Genomic DNA, 20,780 nt, shown 5'->3' with positions numbered 1-20,780 from the left:
ATTTTATTGCTAAGGGTTACTGAATGAAAATATCATCACTTTTTCGCTTACTTCCCCTCTCTGCGGTTTTGCTGACAGCCTGTACCGTCACACAGCCTCCTACAGGTACAGGTTCCGCCAATTCTCCGCAATGGCATATCCGTGAACAGCAACTGCAAAAACTGAAAAATTACCAGACCCGAGGTTCTTTTGCTTATCTGGCAAATGAAAAGAAAGTCTATGCCCGCTTTTTCTGGCAACAGTATTCGCCTGATAACTATAAACTGTTGTTGCTTAATCCACTAGGTACAACAGAATTGGAATTATTTGTCCAGCCGAATATGATTCAGCTTACTGATAATAATGGTAAAAAATACCTCAGTGATACTCCTGAGTCACTAATTTACCAGCTTACCAATATGAATATTCCTCTGGATAATCTGAAAAACTGGATTATTGGCTTACCCGGCGATGCCAAAGATTTTCAGTTAGATGAGAATTACCTGCTCAAATCGGTGAGTAGCAAGAAAAATGGTGAGATCTGGAAAGTCAATTATCAGGGTTATGATGCTTCGACCATGCCAGTGTTGCCTAATCGATTGGAACTCACTCAGGGCAAGAACCGCATAAAATTAAAAATGGATAACTGGACAACCCAATAATGACGTTGACTTGGCCTTCCCCGGCAAAATTGAATTTATTCTTGTATATTACTGGCCAACGGTCTGATGGCTACCACGAACTGCAAACGCTGTTCCAGTTTCTTGACTATGGCGACGAGATCACGATTACCCCCCGTCAGGATAATCAAATCCACCTGCTGACGCCCGTTGAAGGCGTAGCTCATGACAATAATCTGATCGTCCGGGCTGCCCGATTATTGCAGGATCATTTATTACAGAATAATAATAAGGGAACCCAACATCTGGGCGCCGATATCCACATCGACAAATGCCTGCCAATGGGGGGAGGTCTGGGTGGTGGTTCTTCTAATGCCGCGACAGTACTGATTGCCTTGAATTACCACTGGCAAGCCAACTTGTCCGATGATGAACTTGCACAGCTTGGTATCAGCCTTGGTGCGGACGTTCCCGTATTTATTAAAGGCCATGCCGCTTTTGCCGAAGGCATTGGGGAAAAACTCCGGCCGGCATCACCGGAAGAAAAGTGGTTTCTGGTTGCTCATCCCGGAATTGAGATTTCAACGCCGACGATCTTCACAGATCCTGAATTAAAAAGAAATTCTCCGATTCGTTCTCTACCCGCATTATTACAGGCACCATTTACAAATGATTGTGAATCAATCGCAAGAAAACGTTTTCGTAAGGTTGAACAGCTTCTTTCATGGCTGCTAGAATACGCACCGTCGCGCCTGACCGGAACCGGTGCGTGTGTTTTCGGCGAGTTCGAATCAGAAGCATCGGCCCGTAAGGTGTTAAATCAATCCCCAGAGTGGATGCAGGGCTTTGTTGCGCGTGGAGTCAACATTTCACCATTGCATACATTCCGCTCTGGGATATACATGTTATTGAACCAATGAACAATAGTGTTCGATTGGTCAACAATATCTCTCTGGACGCAAGCCTGAGGTTTTTCTCGTGCCCGATATGAAGCTTTTTGCTGGTAATGCCACCCCTGAACTAGCACAACGTGTTGCCAACCGCCTGTACACTAGCCTTGGAGACGCTGCCGTCGGTCGTTTTAGCGACGGTGAAGTCAGTGTTCAAATCAATGAAAATGTACGCGGTGGTGATGTATTCATCATCCAGTCCACCTGTGCACCAACCAATGACAACCTGATGGAATTGGTCGTTATGGTCGATGCGCTTCGTCGCGCTTCTGCCGGACGTATTACTGCCGTTATTCCTTACTTCGGTTATGCCCGTCAGGATCGCCGTGTCCGTTCAGCACGTGTGCCTATCACTGCTAAAGTCGTTGCGGACTTTTTGTCCAGCGTTGGGGTAGATCGCGTTCTTACGGTTGACCTACACGCCGAGCAGATCCAAGGTTTCTTTGATGTTCCGGTTGATAATGTATTTGGTAGCCCAATCCTTCTGGAAGATATGCTTCAGAAAGGCCTGGAAAACCCAATTGTTGTCTCTCCAGACATTGGTGGTGTTGTTCGCGCCCGTGCAATCGCCAAGCTGTTGAACGATACGGATATGGCCATCATTGATAAACGTCGCCCACGTGCAAACGTTTCTCAAGTCATGCATATCATTGGTGACGTCGCTGGCCGTGACTGCGTCCTGGTTGATGACATGATCGACACGGGTGGCACGCTGTGTAAAGCTGCTGAGGCATTGAAAGAGCGTGGAGCGAAACGGGTGTTTGCTTATGCAACCCACCCTATCTTTTCTGGTAATGCAGTAGAAAACATCAAGAACTCAGTGATAGATGAATTTATCGTTTGTGACACCATTCCTCTGTCTGCTGAGATCAAAGCGTTGAATAAAGTTCGCACTCTGACACTGTCTGGCATGCTTGCTGAAGCTATCCGTCGTATCAGCAATGAAGAGTCAATCTCTGCGATGTTTGAGCACTAATTTTAAGTTTTAGCACTTATTTTAAGCGCTAACTTATTCAAGTGATTAAATAAATCATTGCCTGAAAAAACCCGTTGCTGCGGATGCGTCAACGGGTTTTTTCCGTCATGTTAATACACATCGTCAATATTTCTTTGTTAATTAATCACAAGAATGAATAATTTCAATAATCAAATAATCATTTTTATCAATACGTTAACCTAACCAACACTTATCATCCCCAACAGAGTTTGCACTCTGAGCATGCGTTCAAGAAAAAGACAACATCATATACGAACAATAAATCATCTGGTACGTCCAGTACCCTAACTCCCGAACAATTCTGGTGTGTTATTACCGTTGCTGCTAACCTGCCGGACAATCGGTAGCGGCTATTGTGACTTTTTATCGTCATCTCTGACAGTCTAAAAAGTATGCTTTTGCATCATATTATATCTAAAAAGCCCAAAGTGATATGGAATATAGTTAACAGGGAATCATCCTTAATCAAGGACAGTAGTTGTCACTAAATCATCTGTATAACATAAATTTATTTAAAGTATCTAGCACATCAGCGCCGCTAACTTCGCAAAGAAGAAGTATCGTCTGAATTTTGCCATTGCATGGCAATACGCTGATAAATAAAAAATTACTTTTTATGGAGAAGAGCCAATGAAAAAAGCATTTTTATTCACACCTGCTCTATTAGCGCTTTCAATCAGTACCATTTCCAATGCCCATGCTTATGACAGCACCTATGACTTTGGCGATAGCCTGAGTGATAGCGGGAATAATGGGCGATATACCACAGATGGAGAAACCAGTCAGCTTTATGCTGAGTATGTTGCTGAACATATTACTGGTAGTAAACCCACTGCTTCCAAAGATGGTGGCACCAATTACGCCCAAGGTGGCGCTACTGCTATTGGGTCATTAAACCCTAAATATAATACCACTGAGCAAGTCAAAAAATATCTGGCTGCACATAATAACCGTGCAGATGCTAATGGTGTGTATATTCACTGGATAGGGGGCAATGATCTCGCAGCCGCTTTGATCGCTGGCCAAAAGAATCCATTTGATGCTTATGATATTGTCAACAGGAGTGCCACTGCCGCCGGAGAACAGATTAATCTGCTGGTTAACGCCGGTGCTGGCTTAATTATTGCACCAACTGTTCCTGATGTTGGTATTACACCCAGACTGTTGGAAACAGTGCTCAGCGGTGCGTTACAAACAAAAGGCAAATCCCAAGATGATATCAACGCAATTTTACAACAAGTTCGCGCAGGAATTAACGAATATCCTACCCCTAATAATGAGGTTCGCGACCTAGTTTTAGACGGTGCGTTGAAAAAAATCGCTGCAAAAACCACTGATCCAGCCGAGACCGAAGCATTGCTTCTGGCTGCCTATGGCGTAGCGCGTAAAGGTGCCACAAATCTAGCCGATGCCTATAATAAACTGGTAGATGAGAAAATCAGCCAGAGCAACGGTAATATTATGCGTGTCGATGCCAACGGTCTGCTCAAGGAAGTCATCGCAAACCCTCTGGTTTATGGTATTTCCAATACTCTTGGCTATGCCTGCTCAGAATCATTGTCTGATGCTGAATGTTCTTCCAAAGACCCAAAATTTGACAGTAATCAGTCATTTTTATTTGCTGATAGCCTCCACCCAACCCCGCTAGGTCATCTCATACTGGGTCAATATATTGAATCCATCTACAATGCGCCATCACAGGTCATGACCCTGAATCAAGTCAACCGTATCCCCGTCAAAGGTGTTCGCTCTTCCCTTGATGGTCACCTGCAACAACTTCGCAATGGTGGCAATGCTCAGGGTAAAATTGGCATCTTTGGCGGCTACACCGGCAGCCACAACAACACCTTCACACTGGGTGGTGATTATCAGCTCACTGATAACCTGCTGCTGGGCGCTGTATATTCTAACTATAAGGATGAACGCACCTCTGCCTCCAATTTCACGCATGAAGGACGTGCTCACGTAGTGACAAGTTACGCGTTGTGGAACTTCTATGACAAAGGTTGGTTAAGTGGCGATCTCCATTACTCAAACAACAAATACGATAGTCTGACACGTATTATTCAGTTAGGTCAGGCGACACGCCGGGAAACCGGTTCTACCACCGGTAAACAATGGGGTGGACGCCTCACAGCTGGCTGGGATATCGCTGTTACCAATCAAATCACCACCAGCCCGATTATCCAGTATGCATGGGATAAAGGTGATATCAAAGGCTACCGTGAATCCGGTAACAACAGTACTTCCATGCATTTTGCTGATCAGAACTACACGTCTAAAGTCGGAACACTGGGCTGGCGTGTAGATACCCAATTAGGCCGTTTCAATCCTTATGCCTCTGTCCAGTTTAATCACCAGTTCGGTGACACACGCTATAAACTGAGCAGCGCCATCAATTCCACTGAAGTTTCCTTTGTACAGGAAAGTGGCAAACAGAACACTGACTGGCGTCAATATACTGTCGGTGTGAATGCTAACCTGTTCAATAACTGGCGCGGCTTCGCTTCTGTAACCCGTAACGAGGGTAACTCTCAGGAGCATAACTACAATTTCAGTCTGGGCATCAACGCCAGCTTCTGATATAAGCAAAAAGGCAAGGTGGTCATCAATAACCGCCTTGCCTAGATATAAATAATAATATAAAAATCATGATGTTCTGTGTTTTTTACGGCGATAACGCTCGTCATAATTCTTCAACCACCAATACTTATCACTAACCTGCTCACGCCCACCGATACTGGCACCTGCCAACCAAACCAATGCACCAACAAATAAACCCATCAGTGAGATACCTGTGGCAAATCCAGACTGGTCTAAACTAAACACATGACTGAGCAGTACAAAAGACAGACTAATCAGCATTGCCGCCATCCCTAACCCCATAAAAATGTTACCGAGAATGAAAGCATTTTTACGTTTCATCACCAACCTCCAATACTTTTCTGAACTCAATTTGCAAACGAAACGAACTCAAAAGCACGAAAGTAGACACATCCTTGGTTATATTATAGCCTTATTATCTAAAAGGTTATTGCGGCGGCGATCACAAGTTGTATAAATCTCAACGCATTTTTACACTTCACCTGAGGGGGAATTAATAACAATTACTTAACATCCATGTTTAACACATTGAACAACTATTAAGGAATAACGCCCCTTTCCTTTCAATATCATAATGAATTTTGTACTCAAGCCTTGAGGCAGGTAAACTAAACCCCTTTTTTTATTTTATTGCCAATAAGCGAACTAAGACTGTGAGTAACATAAAATTAATCGTTGGTCTGGCAAACCCTGGGGCTGAATACGCACAGACCAGACATAATGCCGGAGCATGGTTTGTCGATTTGTTAGCCCAACGCCACAGACAGCCCCTGAAAGAAGAGAGTAAATTTTTCGGCTATACCGCCCGTATCAATCTGAATGGGCAAGATGTTCGCCTGCTGGTGCCAACAACTTTCATGAACCTCAGCGGTAAATCAGTTCTTGCTCTCGCCGGATTCTACCGCATCCAGCCGGATGAAATTCTGGTCGCACACGATGAGCTTGATCTGCCACCCGGCGTAGCAAAAATGAAACTGGGGGGCAGTAACGGTGGCCATAACGGTTTGAAAGACATTCAGAACAAGTTCAGTAATAACCCTAACTTTCACCGTCTGCGCATTGGCATCGGCCATCCGGGTGACAAAAATAAAGTAGTGGGTTTTGTACTTGGCAAGCCTCCTGCCAGTGAGCAGAAGCTAATCGATGAAGCCATTGATGAAGCACTGAGCTGTACTGATATTCTGATGAAAGAAGGCATGAACAAGGCCATTAACCGTCTGCATGCCTTTAGAGCAGGAGCTTAACAGGCAGTGCGTGGCGCAGCTGATTATTGCGTGTATAATAGCGCCCATTTTGTATAACTCACCGACAGGCATCTTGTCTGTTGGTTTATAAGTGATTTAAGGTGATAAACATATGGGATTCAAATGCGGTATCGTTGGCCTGCCTAACGTTGGGAAATCTACATTATTCAATGCGCTGACCAAAGCAGGTATCGAAGCAGCAAACTTCCCTTTCTGCACTATCGAGCCAAACACCGGTGTTGTACCGATGCCAGACCCACGTCTCGACCAATTAGCTGAAATCGTCAAACCCCAGCGCATACTGCCAACCACGATGGAATTCGTAGATATTGCAGGTCTGGTGAAAGGTGCCTCAAAAGGCGAAGGTCTGGGTAATCAATTCCTGACCAATATTCGTGAAACAGAAGCTATCGGTCACGTTGTGCGTTGCTTCGAAAACGACAATATCATTCACGTTTCCGGTCAGGTTGATCCAGCCTCAGACATCGAGATTATCAATACCGAACTGGCACTGGCGGATTTGGATACCTGTGAACGTGCTATCCACCGCGTTCAGAAAAAAGCTAAAGGTGGCGATAAAGATGCTAAAACAGAATTGGATGCGCTGGAAAAATGTCTTCCTCACCTTGAGCAGGCCGGTATGCTACGCGCCTTAGACCTGAGTGCTGAAGAAAAAGCGGCGATTCGCTACCTCAGCTTCCTGACTTTGAAACCAACCATGTACATTGCCAACGTCAATGAGGATGGTTTTGAGAATAATCCACATCTTGATACCGTTCGCGCCATTGCAGAAACAGAAGGTTCTGTGGTTGTTCCGGTTTGCGCTGCTATTGAATCAGATATCGCTGAGCTGGAAGATGGCGACCGTGAAGAATTCATGGCTGAACTGGGTCTGGAAGAACCGGGTCTGAACCGTGTCATTCGCGCTGGTTATCAATTACTGAACCTGCAAACTTACTTCACCGCTGGCGTGAAAGAAGTTCGCGCATGGACGATTCCGATTGGTGCCACAGCGCCACAGGCAGCGGGTAAAATCCACACCGACTTCGAAAAAGGCTTTATCCGTGCCCAAACCATCGCGTTTGAAGATTTCATCAATTACAAAGGTGAACAAGGCGCGAAAGAAGCCGGCAAAATGCGTGCTGAAGGTAAAGACTACATCGTTAAAGATGGCGATGTGATGAACTTCTTGTTTAACGTCTGATTAAACGATTCTGTCTTTATCAGATCTCACGTTATCTCGACCCTGTGAGAACTCCTTTAAAATCCGCGCTATGGCGCGGATTTTGGTTTTCACAGACACTAAATATCTCATAGCATTCTGTTTAAACGCTTAACCTCATCAATTGCATCAGCAATCGCTTTCAAGCTACGTTGAATATCTGCCGGCGTTGAACCACCAACAACCAAACCGAAATATCGGCCTCCTGTTGTCGCTACCGTCGCGGGCGAGCCGTACTTATGGAGCTGCACAAGCACTTGTTGGCAATCCGTTCCATTTTGAGGTAATGCCCCATCAAGATTCTGTAGACCCGATAAAGCGTCAGAATCGGGAAATACTCGTTGGTTTCGAACCTCACTGACATAATTATACGCAATTTCACTCGCCACTTTTACCGCAGACAATGAGGCATTGCGAATAGGATCTTTCATAGCGTTATTTCCAATTTTTCAAAAAATATTCAGTGGCTTTAACAAACAAACACCTTACATACAATAACTGCCCAGGGCTAACGCATAAACGTCTATTTTAGAAACACCCAAAAGATTCAAGTAAGTAATCATCACTCAAACAACATAATCTACGTTTGTTCTCCAAACTTAATTTTCGGGAGGTATTCTGTTTTAGCATATTCAAAATCCATTTTCTTATGAGGGCTAAATTTTTCCCAGCATACCCCATCCGAGCCTGAAGTTGATCTTCTCTGAACGCAATGTCTAATATCCAATGAAGTTGATTCTCCACAAACCAGTGCATTCGAGTCGCTTTCAGGGCTTGCCTTGCATTCTCATTAGTTGGCTACTGATAAAAAATCTCACAAAATCATATTCCTTTCCTTTCGCAACTCGCTCTGATTAGACTGCGATGATCTTTGCTTCCGTATTGGGTATCAAATTCTTCATAAAAACCTAACCCAACAATGTCCTCAGGCGTATTATGCCAAAAGGTCTGAAATTGCGTCGTGACTTCCGCTGATAATGAGGGCTGGTTCTCTTTGACTGCTAATAAGTAATCGGCTAATTTCGCTAAAATCATCTCGGTAATCTTGGTTTGTGTCCCTGCCACATCCATGCTGACCAAACATTCCTTTAGCGACAGGAGTTGGAGTATTTGGTCATGACCCAAAGGGTTGTAATGATGTTTTTCAATATATATGTGCCAATGAGTTTTTCGTGGATTTCCATTTAACGTGAGTAACAAATGGTTCTTCTTGCCAACCTCTTGATATGAATTCGCAGATTGAGATTATGCCGCTCTATACATTGGGTAAAAATTTTGCCTACCAGATGTTTTTCCGGCACCACTTCTCTGGCATAGCTTCCCCCGTTATCGGTCGTGATGAAACGAATATTAAAAGGCACCAATAAGTTGAGCAATTTTCGGCAGGTTGCATCCGTTCGGGGGCCAAAGACATGGGCGATGACTTGTTTCCTTTTCGTATCAAAAGCATACCAAAGCCAATGACGTTGTTTTTTATTGCCTATAAAAAACCACTGCTCATCCAATTCACAGATAAGTGTGACATCGTCATAAGCGATCTGTCGCGATGTTACTTGTTTTGGCGAGAGTTTTTTAATGTCCGCATCACCGTATTGATACCGAGACCTAATACACGGCCTGTGTCTCTCCCGCCAGAGCCATTCATTGCCATATCCACAATTTTTTCTTTCATACCCGGTTTATGGCCGTTGTAACGATAGTTGAGTTGAAAGGTTCTTTGGCAGCCTTTGCAATAGTAGCGAGGGAAGCCAGCCTTACCTGTTCAGTGTTTGCGTACATTAAACGAGTATATTTAATATAAGGGTGCTGAAGCTGCTAAATTTAATTAATTCAATGGAAAAACCGTGATTAATATCACAATAATAAAATTGATAATTAGGTAACAAATGACGGGCATACAACTATTATGAGAAAGTATATAACATTATTGTATTAATAAAAATCAAAGTTAATTTTAAAAAAATTAAATATTAATGAACTTATTGGGAAAAATCGATGACAAATATTTTACCAAATTTGGCTCATGCGTTACCAGATATCATTTCCTTAGATCTATTGGATAAACAGCAAGATTTTTCACATAAAGCCCGCATTTTACTTTTATATGGTTCTAACAGAACACCTTCTTTTAGTCGTTTACTCGTTCAAGAAGCAGCTCTTTTACTGAATTCTCTGGGAGCTGAAACAAGAATCTTTGATCCCTTTTACCTCCCCTTACCAGATACTACTGCTGACTCCCATAATAAAGTCGTTGAATTACAACAATTAATGCAATGGTCAGAGGGGCAAGTCTGGTGCTCTCCAGAACATCATGGTTCCATTAGCGCAGTATTCAAATCACAATTAGACTGGGTCACACTAGAGACAAATCTTTCATGTCCTACACAAGGTAAGACATTAGCAGTACTGCAAGTCAATGGAGGGGGGCAATCTTTTAACGTTGTTAATCAATTACGAACAATAGGCAGATATATGCGTATGTTCACTATCCCTAACCATTTATCTGTATCTCAAGCTTTTCTTGAATTTGAAGAGACAGGTCGTATGAGAACATCATCTTATTACGATAGACTTATAGATGTTATGGAAGAGTTACTAAAATTTACTCTAACATTACGCGACAAACGTCAATATTTTTTAGATAGATATTCAGAACGCCATAAATAATAAAGATCTATCCTAGATAACTAAGATCATCTAGAATTTTAATTCTAGGATAGACCAATAATAAAATATTATAATTTAAACATAGTTTCTTGTAACGAAAGCTAATATTTTCATATAAGGAAACATAATGACATATAACCTAAATATATTCAATTTACATCTAAAAAACACCTGGTATAAAAACAAGCAATCACTAAGAAGTATCAAAAAAAAATGGTCTACCATCCGATATAATTATACAGAACCGCCTAAAATATGTGGTGAGATAAATCTTAATGAACGTATATGGAGTATTCCTGGCTACATTGGAAATAATAAATTCATCATAAGTTGTTATGATGGATATATTTATTGTTACCATCTAAAAACATTTCAGAAAATTTGGCAATTAAAAACAAATGGCCCTATTTATAGTTCCCCAGCAGTAACAAGAAATGGAGATTTCATTATCGGAGGAGAAGACGCTACCCTAAGAATGATCTCTGCCCATGGACATTGCCTATGGCAATTCAATGCTTATGACGCTTTCCATTCCACACCTACAATAGATGAAAAAAATGGAATTGTTTATGCTGGTAGTTACGATCACTCTATGTACGCAATCAATATAAATAATGGAGAATTAATATGGAAGCGAGATTTTGAAAAAAATATTATAGATGATATTTATAGTTCACCAGCTTTAACATCCGAAGGAAATATTATTTTTGGAACTAACAAGATATTAATTTGTATTGACAAATTCGGTACTACAATTTGGGAAGTTGCCAATGAAGGAAGATTTGAAGGTAGCGCTGCCTTAGATTACAGTATTAATACGGGTATCATAGGTACCGAAGAGAATGGTCAAATTATCATTTTTGATATAATTACAGGTAGAATACGTACAATCCATCAAACAGGAGGATTTATTGTTTCTTGCCCATCCATTGGATACCAACATATAGCAACAATAGGTAGCGATGATAAAAATATTTATGGGATTGATCTTATAACTACTGATATATTATGGAAATATTATGTAGGAACCCGTTTTGTGTATACTCCATTTTCTTCCCTCCCCAATGGCGATCCAATATTTGTGGGTACAACTGATGATCCTAACCATTTTGCTGAATCAGTACATTGTCATAATCATAAAAATGGAGAGTTTCGCTGGAAAATTACCGCTCCCACAGGAATACATTCAGCACCTCTTATCACTGAAGAAGGCTATTTAATTATTGGTTCACATTGGAATAAAGTATATATTTATCAATGGGATGAGGTGTAAAATGAAATATTATAAAAAGTTAGAGAAATTAATGGAGAAATGGAATTCACTATATGGTGCCAGCATGGTCCTACATTGGGATAAAAGAACAATGATGCCCATACGTAGCCATCTATTGAGATCAGAACAAATATCACTACTCAGTACTATGCAACATGAAATACTAGCAAGCCAGGAAATTACTGAACTTCTAAATTGCATTGATATTACCCAGTTAAATGATTGGCAAAAAGCTAATATGAGAGAAATATACCGATTACATACTATGGCAACCCAAATACCTGAAAATTTAGTAAATCGACTTACACAAGCAACCATGAAATGCGAGAAAGTCTGGCACCTTCAAGCCAATCAAACTGATCAGCAAGCTCTTGAAAAATCTTTTGAAGAATTAATTACACTAACACGAGAAATGGCGTACTCATTTGGAGATAGCCTAAATATAAGCGCTTATGATGCACTATTAGAACAACACCAGCCTGGGTTAAGAGATCATTTCATTCTCCCTATATTCAATCAAATAGAATCATTCACAGCCAACTTTACATCTATAAGAAACAGATTACCAAAAGAAAAAAATAACTGGCCAATAATTCCTAAATATCAACAACAAAAATTTGCAAAAAAACTAATGTTAGAAATGAAATTTGATTTTAGGACAGGAAGACTCGATGAGAGTGTCCATCCTTTTACTGGTGGAATATCCGGTGATATCAGAGTTTGTAGCTATTTCAAACCAGATAATATTATCTTAAGTATTTCAGCCATTATGCATGAAATGGGACATGCCTCTTATGAAAGTCGATTACCAAGACAATTTCGTGGGCAACCTGTCGGTGATTCAAGAGGAATGTGTATTCATGAAGGAATTGCCCTGCTTTTTGAAAAAAAAATTGGCCACTCAAGTGAGTATTTAGAATATCTGTCTAAAAAACTCAATAAACAATTTGGATACCTAAATTATTTCAGCAAAGAAAAATTACTTCATCATTTCAATACAGTAAGAAGAAGTGGAATACGTGTTAGTGCTGATGATTTTACCTACCCAGCACACATACTTATTCGATATAAGATAGAAAAAGAATTAATCTCAGGGGAGCTATCGGTAAAAAATTTAAATAATAGATGGCGTGATTTATATAATTTATACCTTGGGATAGCGCCTTCCCTTCATGAAGGCCCTTGGCAAGATATTCACTGGGCAGCGGGATATTTTGGATATTTCCCTTGCTACCTGATTGGAAACGTTATTTCTTCTCAATTATTTAATAAAGCAGAAAAAGAATTTTCAATTAAAAATGAAATCAGTCAAGGAAAATTCGATAAAATACAAAAATGGCTAAGTGAAAAAATATATAAAAAAAGTTCTTATTATGAATTTGAAGATCTTATCCTATCAAGTTGCGGAAAATCACTAAGTGCTGACGATTTCATTAACAATTTAAAAGAAAGATTACATTAATAACCCAAAAAAATTCGGGCAGTAATTCAATGTACCCGTAATCTTTCAAGTTGCAACTTTGGTGGTAGCGCTCACTCACTCCAGTCACATAGTAGCCTATGCTTCTGGAGATCCTTTCACTTGCTGTCGTGCTACATCTTGCAAACTACTGGATATATACATGAATAACATTAAGAAAATATATAAATAAGTACTCAAGAAAAATTAATTGCAAATTTGTTACCATAACCGCCCAGTAAAGTATTGGGTTCTTCTTCCATCGTCTCTTTAGTCCAGGTAATAAATCGCCGCCAGTGATATTTGGCCTGTTTCCAGACGATTTCAATCAGATTCAGCTCAGGGCTGTACGCCGGGAGATAAAGTAAAAACATATTATGCTCACGTAACCACTCCACTTTTATTTTTGTCTCGATACCAAGATGGATACGGGCATTATCCAGCACTAAAAATGTCAGGCAATGGTCTCCCTGCTTTGCCACCTGTGCCAAAAAATCTATCACGTTCGCCCGGGTTATGTGACCTGATACCGTCTGATAAAACAGACTGTTGTCCGTGTCATTCAACGCACCAAGCACGGAACGTCTGCAATAGTTTTGAGGCTCGGTTTCATGGGATTTTCCCCGTGGACTCCACCCATATTGCACCGGAGGAGACGCGGCAAGACCGGATTCATCAAAATAAACCAAACGGTAGCGGCCTGATTGTGCACCGGCCTTAATCTTATCCAGTAAGGCCGATTTTTCAGCAAATTCCGTTTCATCGCGTTTTTTTTAACGACAGACGGGCTCGTTTATAGGTGATCCCCTGTTTTTTCAGTGTCTTTGCCAGCGTTTCAAGCGTGCAGGGCAGAGAACCGTACTTTTCCTCAACCCCCTGAGCTATCGGGACAAAGTCAGGGACTCGGAACAGGCGATTTCAACCGCTGTTGCGATCATTTCAGACGTCATGGCGGGATACCGGCCTCCGGCATGGCCGCCCAACAGACCCGCGATACCGAAGTCATGCCATGTATGAACCCAGTTATAGATAACCCGGACACTGCATCCTGTCTCAACGGCGATCTGGCGCGGCTTTAACCCTCTGGTAAGCATGAGCAAACCGGTTCCTCTCGTACGGACGTCCCGATGCGGATGATTCAGGGCGAGTTGTTGCAACGTGATCCGTTCAGGCTCAGAAAGGACTCTCTTCGATTTCATTAGTGGAAGCGGTAAGTCAGTTTATTGTATTATCGACTATAACAAAAATGCAGATAATTTCATTGATTAACTTATCTCCCCTGATAAAAAAACCAGAGTGATGTTAAATAAATATATTTATATATTCACGTATAATAATAGACTAACTACTTGAACTACTATATTTTGAAATTGCTTTTAACCAGAAAAAACGAGTTAAAATAAGAGCACCTATGGCATATACAAAAGCCAATAATAATGTTTCCATACTCATTATTCCCAATGCAGCCTGAGCAGGGACATTACTAACAAAGAAAACAGGTAATAAAAAACTCAACAAAAACCGTAAAGCACCCGGATACGCACTGACCGGAAAACGCCCAACATCCATTAACGAATAGCAAATAATCCAAACATCTGACACTTTAGTAAACCAAAAGGCAAGCAGATTTGAACACATAAACAGGGAATAGAAAACACAAGCTCCTAGTAACAAAGCAAAATTAAATTGTAAAAAGTTCCAAATCGTTAACGCATCCTGCTGAGACATTGCTAATAACACAACCACATAACCAACAATAAAATTAGCACCATCCCATATATTAAAACGATGGAAACTAACAAAAAATTGAGTATCAACAGGACGAATAATAATTTGATCCAAATCTCCACGCCTAATATATTCAGAGAGCGAATGAACGCTTGGAAATAACCAACTATCAATCAAAGACTCAATAATGAGTGTTACCCCCAATAAAGCTACCATCTGATAGTAAGTCCAGCCACCAACCTGAGATACCTGACCGAAAAATCCTGTCAGTACTAATAATGCCAACAAACAAGAAAGACTAGAATTGATTAAATTTACCAGAGCATTAAAACGAAATTCAAATTCTAGCAAGAAAGAATGTCTTAGTAATACTAAAAATAATGAAATATATCTCATTGCATTAAGCTCCAGATGCTGAATATCTTTTTAGCCCTGCATTCCATAACAATACCCTGATACATGTCAGTAAAATGACCCAAAATAGTTGCACTCCAAATCCAATCAACAAGAGTAAGCCATCCAATTTTCCTAATATTATTTGAACCGGAAAATCTAATGCTGACGCAAAAGGTAATAATTTTAACCATGAAGCAACATTCTCCGGATATAAATCAAGTGGAATGAGTACTCCGCCTAAAATGGTATAAAGCGCCCAAAGCAATGGATCGAATGCCATCGAGTTACTGATCCAGAATGCTAACAACCCAAGGCAATAATAAAGATGAAATATAATAATCCACGCCAAGGCAAGCGCTGGAATAAAAATCAATAAATTTCTAATATCCAAACGATGTAAATTACCTGTCAGTAAAATACCTAATATAAAAACCAGTGAAATGATAGGACCTCTGACCATCATTTCCCCTACATGATCAGATACATAATTATAGAGAGGAGAAACTGGCCGCAGAAGTAACATCGATAATTCACCACGTCTAATATCACGATCTAAACGCCGCATAACCCAAATTGCCGTTAACTGACGAACGAGATAAATTGAAAGAAAATACACTGCAAAATCACTTGCAGTATAACTACCAATTTCACCTTCTTTTGCTAACCCTAACCAAACAAACATCACTGCTATAGGCATAATACCGCCTAACAGCCAAATAATGGACTGAGCGCGATACGCAATGACTCTTGAAAAAGATTGACCAATAAGTACCCACCATAACAGCAGGCTTCTCCTAACTTGCTTCAACATCAGTTTCACCATATGAAGATAAATATCTTCCCAAAACCTTTTCAATAGGCTCATCATGAATAGAAATATCAAGTATGATTTTTTCTTCCATCAACTTTGCGACCACAGAAGGAAGCAAATCTCGCTCTACAATCAACTCAATACTTTGACCATCATCGGAAGATGAGTTAATTAGAGATCTCAATTCTGGTTTTATCAGGCCTGAGATGGTAGCCTTTAGAATTTTCTTTGGTGAGCGCTTTTTAATTAAGTGTGATAATTTTCCATCATATACAATCCCACCTGAATTAATAATAATGACTCGCTTAGCAAGCGCTTCAACATCGGCCATATAATGAGATGTCAAAAGAATAGTTGCATTGTTTATTTGATTATAATGAGCAATAAATTCACGAACTGAACGTTGCATATTGACATCAAGCCCAATAGTTGGTTCATCTAAGAACAATACGGATGGTTTATGCAATAATGACAAGGCAAGTTCACATTTCATCCGTTCGCCTAATGATAAATGGCGGACTGGTCTATCAATCACTGAATTCAGGGAAAGCATTTCCACAAGTTCATCTCGATAATTTAAAAACTCTTTTTCATTAATGGAATAAATAACTTTATGTAGTATAAAAGAATCATTTGGTGTTAGATCCCAAGCTAATTGCTGTTTTTGCCCTGCCACAAATGTTATGGATTTTAAATATTCGTTCTTGCGTTCATAAGGAGTATAACCTAATACTTGGATATGTCCTGAAGACGGTTTAATAATACCAGTTAACATTTTCATTGTGGTAGTTTTTCCTGCTCCATTAGCGCCAAGAAATCCTACAATTTCACCTTTGTCAATGGAAAAATTGATTGATTTTACTGCTTCTACTATCGCATATTCTCTTTTAATGAATGATTTTAGGCTACCTAATAACCCTGGATTTTTAGTATAAACCTCATAGGACTTACATAAATTATTTACTTGAATAATGGACATTATTTGAATCTTTCCGTTTGTATTTTGGTACACATATTAATTGCCCATCAGATCTTTTTTCTATTACGAATCCATATAACTTGAGGGCATTATCACAAAAAACATCTTTCCAAGCTTCTTCGGGTACCCCCTGACGAAAAAGATCGAGATAGGATTTTAAATATACCATCGGCCAGCCAGAACCAAAAATTAATTTTTCCGAAGAACCAAGATAATCAATTATCCAAGATAATGGTTTTGAGATCAGCCTCTTTGCCCGTTCGTCAGAACATGCTTTTGTGTCTCCATCAATCAGTGATGAACCTTCTAGAAACACATTGGCATTTTTAGCGGCAACAACTGCTGCACTTTGAAACCAGGGATTTCCCGCATGTACCAGAACAAAATTGACACCTGGATAATCAACCGCAATTTCGTCAAAAGAAATAGGATCTGCATACTTAACCTTAGCATGAGACCAACCTGGATCACCGCTATGAAACATTATCGGCACTTTTAGCTTTTCAGCGAGAATATAAAGTGGCTGGAAAAATTCATCAGATGCATACCGATGTATAAAACCAACATTGATTTTTATTGCATAAATCTTGCCAGAAAGAATATTTTTCTCAATTATATCAATTTTATAATTTAAATCCCTTATAACAGCACAATGGTAAATCCCATATTCACTCAAATCACCATGATTTTGTGAAGGTACTGCAGAGTCTGACAAAGCTCCAACAAAATTGATCCCATTTATTGATTCTTTAAAGGAATCTAAACTTGATATTATCCCACTAAAGTGGTCTGGAGCACCTTCAAATTCGGTATGAACATGAGCATCAAATACATTAATATCAAAGTCTTTCATTTTACCCTCAATAAAAAATGTGTGTCAGTTTTATTCCAGTAACCGTCGATTAATATCCTCGGCATAATCAAACGCACCATTTCCTTTCACTATATGTAAGGCATATCCTAAGCTTGGATCAATTTTTGTATAAAAACCTTGTTCGGTATAACCTTCTATAAGAAACCCACCCTTTTTTAAGTAGTTAAATGAAACTTCTATATCAGAGGATAAAAGTTTTACAGCACTTAATCTGGCTCCCTGACTTTCATCCAAATTAGGTTCAACACCAAAATAGGCATAAAACTCATCAGGATGTAACCAATATATCTGCTGTATGCCTATAGATAATGTTTTTCCTTCAAATTTATAGCAATCTCCTATCAAAGAAAAAAAGTTGTACCAATGTTCCCTATCTTCGATAGGCGTATTTGTACAAAAATAAAAACCACAAACTCCATAAATATTATTTTGTCCATAGTTTATTTCTGCCCATGAAGGCTTTCGTAAAAGATATTGTATAAATTGAAAATAACATCCTGGTGTATAATGCTCAGGAATATTTAAAATAGCCCATGCCGCTTTTTCCCACCCTTGCATATTAGGAATAACATACCTAATATCAGCAACATCTTGATAAAATTTTTTCAGTTTATTTGCACAATTTTTAATCTTTCCTGTCGCAGCAACTAACGCATAGGGATAACCAAACTTTGATGCTCGCAATTCAGTAACAGTACAAGAAGATTCAAACTGATTCAGGTCAATAATCTCAATCAATTCCAGATAAGAACCAGTAAAATGGATGAAAATACTCTCTTTTCCACCATCATGCTGTATGCGCTCAGAACTAACCAAAAAACCAGATCGGTTTAACAAAGAAATGGCTTGTTGTCTATTTCCAGTCGGAAGAATACTATAACAGTGATCTATCAAAGCAATTGCCACACATCCCCCTTTTTCCTGGATATTCCTAGAGTCGGTCAAGTTCCTCTATATCCGTACTACATAAAGAAACATCGACTGATGCTAATACTATCTTCAATTGCTTGATACTATTAACCCCTACTACAGGAGCAACCACACTAGGCCTTTGCAACAACCATGCCAAAGCAACTTGTGTACAGGTTATTTCATTTTTTTCAGCAATTTCCTGAATAAGATATAAGACTTCCCAATTTCTTTCATTATCATAAAGTGTTCTCACATCCTTTTCTCTGAAAAATCCATTATTAATACTTCCTCGATGATATTTACCGGTCAAGAAACCTTTCGCGAGTGGAACATAGGGTAACATGCCAATTCCTTCTTCCTGACATAATCCCATAAGCTCAGATTCATATTCATCTTTTTCCAGAAGATTATATTTTTCCTGTACTGTCACATAGGGAACATAACCACGTTTCTCGCATAAACTTAAAGATTTCATTATCCTCCAAGCTGCAAAATTTGAACAACCGATATAGCGTACCAAACCTCTTCTTACTAAATCATCCAAAGCACTTAGCGTTTCCTCCATAGGAACATCGAAATAATCATCATGTACCTGATAAAGATCGATATAATCAGTTTTCAGGCGCTTAAGTGATTGTTCAACAGCCCTGATAATATATTTTCTTGAAACACCCTTATTATTTGGATTGTCACCCATTGGCGCTGAAAATTTTGTTGCTATGATCAGGTCATCTCGTCTTGAATAAGATTTTAACCACCTACCAATAAAAGACTCTGATAATTCACCACCATCACTTCCATCTGATAGATAAATAGGGTAGCAATCGGCAGTATCAATAAAATTACCACCATACTCAGTAAATATATTTAATATTTCACGGGCACTTCTTTCATCAACCCATCGACCAAATTGCTGCGTACCAAGGCATATGGTTGAAACATAAGCACCGCTATTTCCAAGTGTTTTATATTTCATATAAGTAATCATCACTATAAGTCATAATCAAAACGTGGTCTTTTACCATGTTGAGGAGTGATCCCCCCTCGGCCACCAGCGCCTTCAGGATGAACAGCAAGTTCAGATCGTATGGAACGGAAATTATCACACGCCAGCCATACCCTATACATTAATCTTTTTTTCACTGGATCTTCATTGTCTTCAAATGCAGTGCGTGAATGTAGGAAAAGGTAGTTATTGAAAAAAAGAATATCTCCTTTTTCAAGTGAAGTAATCCAACAAAAATAATGAGATGTAGCCAATTCGTCGAGATAATTGACAGCTTTTTGCAGAAGAGGTGGCACTTTTTCATTTCGAGCAAATGCAGCTGCAAACATATTAAACCTTAAGTACCTAATACTGAGTTCACCATTGTATTCAGAGAATACAGGAACATTATGCTCAGTGATTTCACTGGCTCCTGGAGGATGTTCATTCAAGCGATGATAAGGATAGCCCGTGTATAAAGCCGATAATAAATCTAGTCTCGTTTGCTTAATAGCTTCATGAAGCGCCACCGCACTAGCAAATTTGCTATCACCGCCATGTTTGGCTTGCCTGACGCAAAGCATACACACCATATCTGGTTGATCTGTATGCATAAATAACTCTTCTCTGTTTCTATAACCTCTGGCATCAGGATCAATATGCGTCATATCTTCTACCCGCCCAAGTGTATCTCCCATCACACTCTGAGAAACTGGTTTCCCCATCAAACTACAAAGCCGCAAAAAACGCTCACCTAATTCAATTTCATTTATTTCAGTAATAGAAATTCCTTTTAATAAAACAATTCCATTGCCACTTTTGACACGCTCATAAATCTCTGTTATTAGTTTTCTTAACTCACTCTCGACAGGTTTATGACCCATTTTTCCATCAAAAGACTGTGTGAATCCATTAGATAATTCAGACATAACCTTTCTTGCACGATATTCATCTAATTGAATAACACATTGTGAATATATTTCTTTATTTGACCTTTCACTAATTGATTTAAATATCTCGTTTTCTTCACTTAGCATAATCATGACCTCTAATAAAAACATACATTAATTGAGATTACTT

General features: G+C 39.6%; 20 protein-coding genes and 2 pseudogenes. 9 read left to right on the top strand and 13 right to left on the bottom strand.

The annotated features are described in order from the left end of the window. Positions 1–23 precede the first annotated feature (23 nt). From lolB to XBJ1_RS09310, 4 genes are all read left to right on the top strand, one after another. On the top strand, positions 24–641 hold the full coding sequence (gene lolB, locus XBJ1_RS09325; RefSeq protein ID WP_012988645.1) for a lipoprotein insertase outer membrane protein LolB: 618 nt from the start codon (positions 24–26) through the stop codon (positions 639–641). Next, positions 641–1,519, top strand: a complete 879-nt coding sequence (gene ispE, locus XBJ1_RS09320; protein ID WP_012988644.1) for a 4-(cytidine 5'-diphospho)-2-C-methyl-D-erythritol kinase — start codon at positions 641–643, stop codon at positions 1,517–1,519. Before lolB ends, ispE begins: the two co-directional genes overlap by 1 nt. Before the next feature lie 58 nt (positions 1,520–1,577). Beyond that, on the top strand, positions 1,578–2,525 hold the full coding sequence (gene prs / locus XBJ1_RS09315; protein WP_012988643.1) for a ribose-phosphate diphosphokinase: 948 nt from the start codon (positions 1,578–1,580) through the stop codon (positions 2,523–2,525). Positions 2,526–3,176: 651 nt separating this feature from the next. Beyond that, the gene (locus XBJ1_RS09310) at positions 3,177–5,129 is read left to right on the top strand and encodes an autotransporter domain-containing esterase (RefSeq protein ID WP_012988642.1); all 1,953 of its coding nucleotides are present in this window, start codon (positions 3,177–3,179) and stop codon (positions 5,127–5,129) included. A gap of 66 nt (positions 5,130–5,195) precedes the next feature. Here XBJ1_RS09310 and ychH read toward each other — a convergent pair whose 3' ends face one another. After that, on the bottom strand, positions 5,196–5,471 hold the full coding sequence (gene ychH / locus XBJ1_RS09305; protein ID WP_012988641.1) for a stress-induced protein YchH: 276 nt from the start codon (positions 5,469–5,471) through the stop codon (positions 5,196–5,198). Between the two features lie 332 nt (positions 5,472–5,803). On the opposite strand from ychH, the gene pth reads away from it, so the two are divergent. Together pth and ychF are read left to right on the top strand one after the other, a co-directional pair. Beyond that, complete coding sequence (gene pth / locus XBJ1_RS09300) at positions 5,804–6,394, top strand: aminoacyl-tRNA hydrolase (protein WP_012988640.1); 591 nt, start codon at positions 5,804–5,806, stop codon at positions 6,392–6,394. 112 nt (positions 6,395–6,506) lie between these two features. Beyond that, positions 6,507–7,598, top strand: a complete 1,092-nt coding sequence (gene ychF, locus XBJ1_RS09295; RefSeq protein WP_012988639.1) for a redox-regulated ATPase YchF — start codon at positions 6,507–6,509, stop codon at positions 7,596–7,598. A 107-nt stretch (positions 7,599–7,705) separates the two neighbouring features. On the opposite strand, the gene XBJ1_RS09290 is transcribed toward ychF, so the two are convergent. The 3 genes and pseudogenes from XBJ1_RS09290 to XBJ1_RS20780 all read right to left on the bottom strand — a co-directional run. Then, a complete protein-coding gene (locus tag XBJ1_RS09290) occupies positions 7,706–8,047 on the bottom strand; it encodes a hypothetical protein (protein ID WP_012988638.1) in 342 nt (113 codons plus the stop codon). A 97-nt stretch (positions 8,048–8,144) separates the two neighbouring features. Next, positions 8,145–8,729: pseudogene (locus XBJ1_RS22485) on the bottom strand (ISAs1 family transposase); the annotation flags it as partial. A gap of 71 nt (positions 8,730–8,800) precedes the next feature. After that, a pseudogene (locus XBJ1_RS20780) lies at positions 8,801–9,369 on the bottom strand (IS1 family transposase); the annotation flags it as partial. A 242-nt stretch (positions 9,370–9,611) separates the two neighbouring features. On the opposite strand from XBJ1_RS20780, the gene arsH reads away from it, so the two are divergent. The 3 genes from arsH (at position 9,612) to XBJ1_RS09265 (ending at position 13,018) form a co-directional block, all read left to right on the top strand. Further along, positions 9,612–10,283, top strand: coding sequence for an arsenical resistance protein ArsH (arsH, locus tag XBJ1_RS09275; protein WP_012988632.1), 672 nt, complete (start codon positions 9,612–9,614; stop codon positions 10,281–10,283). A 127-nt stretch (positions 10,284–10,410) separates the two neighbouring features. Next, positions 10,411–11,556 (top strand): PQQ-binding-like beta-propeller repeat protein, encoded by a 1,146-nt coding sequence (locus XBJ1_RS09270; RefSeq protein ID WP_012988631.1) that lies wholly within the window; start codon positions 10,411–10,413, stop codon positions 11,554–11,556. Position 11,557: 1 nt separating this feature from the next. Next, positions 11,558–13,018, top strand: coding sequence for a carboxypeptidase M32 (locus XBJ1_RS09265; RefSeq protein WP_012988630.1), 1,461 nt, complete (start codon positions 11,558–11,560; stop codon positions 13,016–13,018). A 194-nt stretch (positions 13,019–13,212) separates the two neighbouring features. Here the strand turns inward: XBJ1_RS09265 and XBJ1_RS09260 are convergent, their stop codons facing one another. The 9 genes from XBJ1_RS09260 to XBJ1_RS09220 all read right to left on the bottom strand — a co-directional run bounded on the left by XBJ1_RS09260 (position 13,213) and on the right by XBJ1_RS09220 (position 20,761). After that, complete coding sequence (locus XBJ1_RS09260) at positions 13,213–13,737, bottom strand: IS630 family transposase (protein ID WP_230578767.1); 525 nt, start codon at positions 13,735–13,737, stop codon at positions 13,213–13,215. Positions 13,738–13,896: 159 nt separating this feature from the next. Next, entirely contained in the window at positions 13,897–14,214 is a 318-nt protein-coding gene (locus XBJ1_RS09255) for a helix-turn-helix domain-containing protein (protein WP_012988627.1), read from the bottom strand. A gap of 142 nt (positions 14,215–14,356) precedes the next feature. After that, entirely contained in the window at positions 14,357–15,139 is a 783-nt protein-coding gene (locus XBJ1_RS09250; protein WP_012988626.1) for an ABC transporter permease, read from the bottom strand. Between the two features lie 4 nt (positions 15,140–15,143). After that, positions 15,144–15,950 carry an ABC transporter permease gene (locus XBJ1_RS09245; protein ID WP_012988625.1) on the bottom strand — a complete coding sequence of 269 codons (807 nt, stop codon included), beginning with the start codon at positions 15,948–15,950 and terminating at the stop codon, positions 15,144–15,146. Next, positions 15,934–16,929, bottom strand: a complete 996-nt coding sequence (locus tag XBJ1_RS09240; RefSeq protein ID WP_012988624.1) for an ABC transporter ATP-binding protein — start codon at positions 16,927–16,929, stop codon at positions 15,934–15,936. The genes XBJ1_RS09245 and XBJ1_RS09240 overlap by 17 nt, the downstream gene beginning before the upstream one ends. Beyond that, entirely contained in the window at positions 16,907–17,782 is an 876-nt protein-coding gene (locus tag XBJ1_RS09235; protein ID WP_012988623.1) for an amidohydrolase family protein, read from the bottom strand. The genes XBJ1_RS09240 and XBJ1_RS09235 overlap by 23 nt, the downstream gene beginning before the upstream one ends. Before the next feature lie 30 nt (positions 17,783–17,812). Further along, complete coding sequence (locus tag XBJ1_RS09230) at positions 17,813–18,709, bottom strand: hypothetical protein (protein WP_038198819.1); 897 nt, start codon at positions 18,707–18,709, stop codon at positions 17,813–17,815. Positions 18,710–18,734: 25 nt separating this feature from the next. Continuing rightward, entirely contained in the window at positions 18,735–19,691 is a 957-nt protein-coding gene (locus XBJ1_RS09225) for an aldo/keto reductase (RefSeq protein ID WP_038198822.1), read from the bottom strand. 14 nt (positions 19,692–19,705) lie between these two features. Beyond that, complete coding sequence (locus XBJ1_RS09220; RefSeq protein ID WP_232503274.1) at positions 19,706–20,761, bottom strand: TauD/TfdA family dioxygenase; 1,056 nt, start codon at positions 20,759–20,761, stop codon at positions 19,706–19,708. Positions 20,762–20,780: the final 19 nt, after the last annotated feature.

The sequence above is a fragment of the Xenorhabdus bovienii SS-2004 genome, from assembly GCF_000027225.1.
Classification (GTDB): Bacteria; Pseudomonadota; Gammaproteobacteria; order Enterobacterales; family Enterobacteriaceae; genus Xenorhabdus; species Xenorhabdus bovienii_C.
The sequence above is the reverse complement of the archived record's forward strand: the minus strand, read 5'-3'. Positions and strand labels throughout refer to the sequence as shown.

Excerpts from the sequence above, each read along its gene's own strand:
- lolB (WP_012988645.1), top strand. The coding sequence starts at position 24 with ATGAAAATATCATCACTTTTTCGCTTACTTCCCCTCTCTGCGGTTTTG.
- ispE (WP_012988644.1), top strand. The coding sequence starts at position 641 with ATGACGTTGACTTGGCCTTCCCCGGCAAAATTGAATTTATTCTTGTAT.
- XBJ1_RS09310 (WP_012988642.1), top strand. The coding sequence starts at position 3,177 with ATGAAAAAAGCATTTTTATTCACACCTGCTCTATTAGCGCTTTCAATC.
- ychH (WP_012988641.1), bottom strand. The coding sequence starts at position 5,471 with ATGAAACGTAAAAATGCTTTCATTCTCGGTAACATTTTTATGGGGTTA.
- ychF (WP_012988639.1), top strand. The coding sequence starts at position 6,507 with ATGGGATTCAAATGCGGTATCGTTGGCCTGCCTAACGTTGGGAAATCT.
- XBJ1_RS09290 (WP_012988638.1), bottom strand. The coding sequence starts at position 8,047 with ATGAAAGATCCTATTCGCAATGCCTCATTGTCTGCGGTAAAAGTGGCG.
- arsH (WP_012988632.1), top strand. The coding sequence starts at position 9,612 with ATGACAAATATTTTACCAAATTTGGCTCATGCGTTACCAGATATCATT.
- XBJ1_RS09270 (WP_012988631.1), top strand. The coding sequence starts at position 10,411 with ATGACATATAACCTAAATATATTCAATTTACATCTAAAAAACACCTGG.
- XBJ1_RS09265 (WP_012988630.1), top strand. The coding sequence starts at position 11,558 with ATGAAATATTATAAAAAGTTAGAGAAATTAATGGAGAAATGGAATTCA.
- XBJ1_RS09255 (WP_012988627.1), bottom strand. The coding sequence starts at position 14,214 with ATGAAATCGAAGAGAGTCCTTTCTGAGCCTGAACGGATCACGTTGCAA.
- XBJ1_RS09250 (WP_012988626.1), bottom strand. The coding sequence starts at position 15,139 with ATGAGATATATTTCATTATTTTTAGTATTACTAAGACATTCTTTCTTG.
- XBJ1_RS09245 (WP_012988625.1), bottom strand. The coding sequence starts at position 15,950 with ATGTTGAAGCAAGTTAGGAGAAGCCTGCTGTTATGGTGGGTACTTATT.
- XBJ1_RS09240 (WP_012988624.1), bottom strand. The coding sequence starts at position 16,929 with ATGTCCATTATTCAAGTAAATAATTTATGTAAGTCCTATGAGGTTTAT.
- XBJ1_RS09235 (WP_012988623.1), bottom strand. The coding sequence starts at position 17,782 with ATGAAAGACTTTGATATTAATGTATTTGATGCTCATGTTCATACCGAA.
- XBJ1_RS09225 (WP_038198822.1), bottom strand. The coding sequence starts at position 19,691 with ATGAAATATAAAACACTTGGAAATAGCGGTGCTTATGTTTCAACCATA.
- XBJ1_RS09220 (WP_232503274.1), bottom strand. The coding sequence starts at position 20,761 with ATGTTTTTATTAGAGGTCATGATTATGCTAAGTGAAGAAAACGAGATA.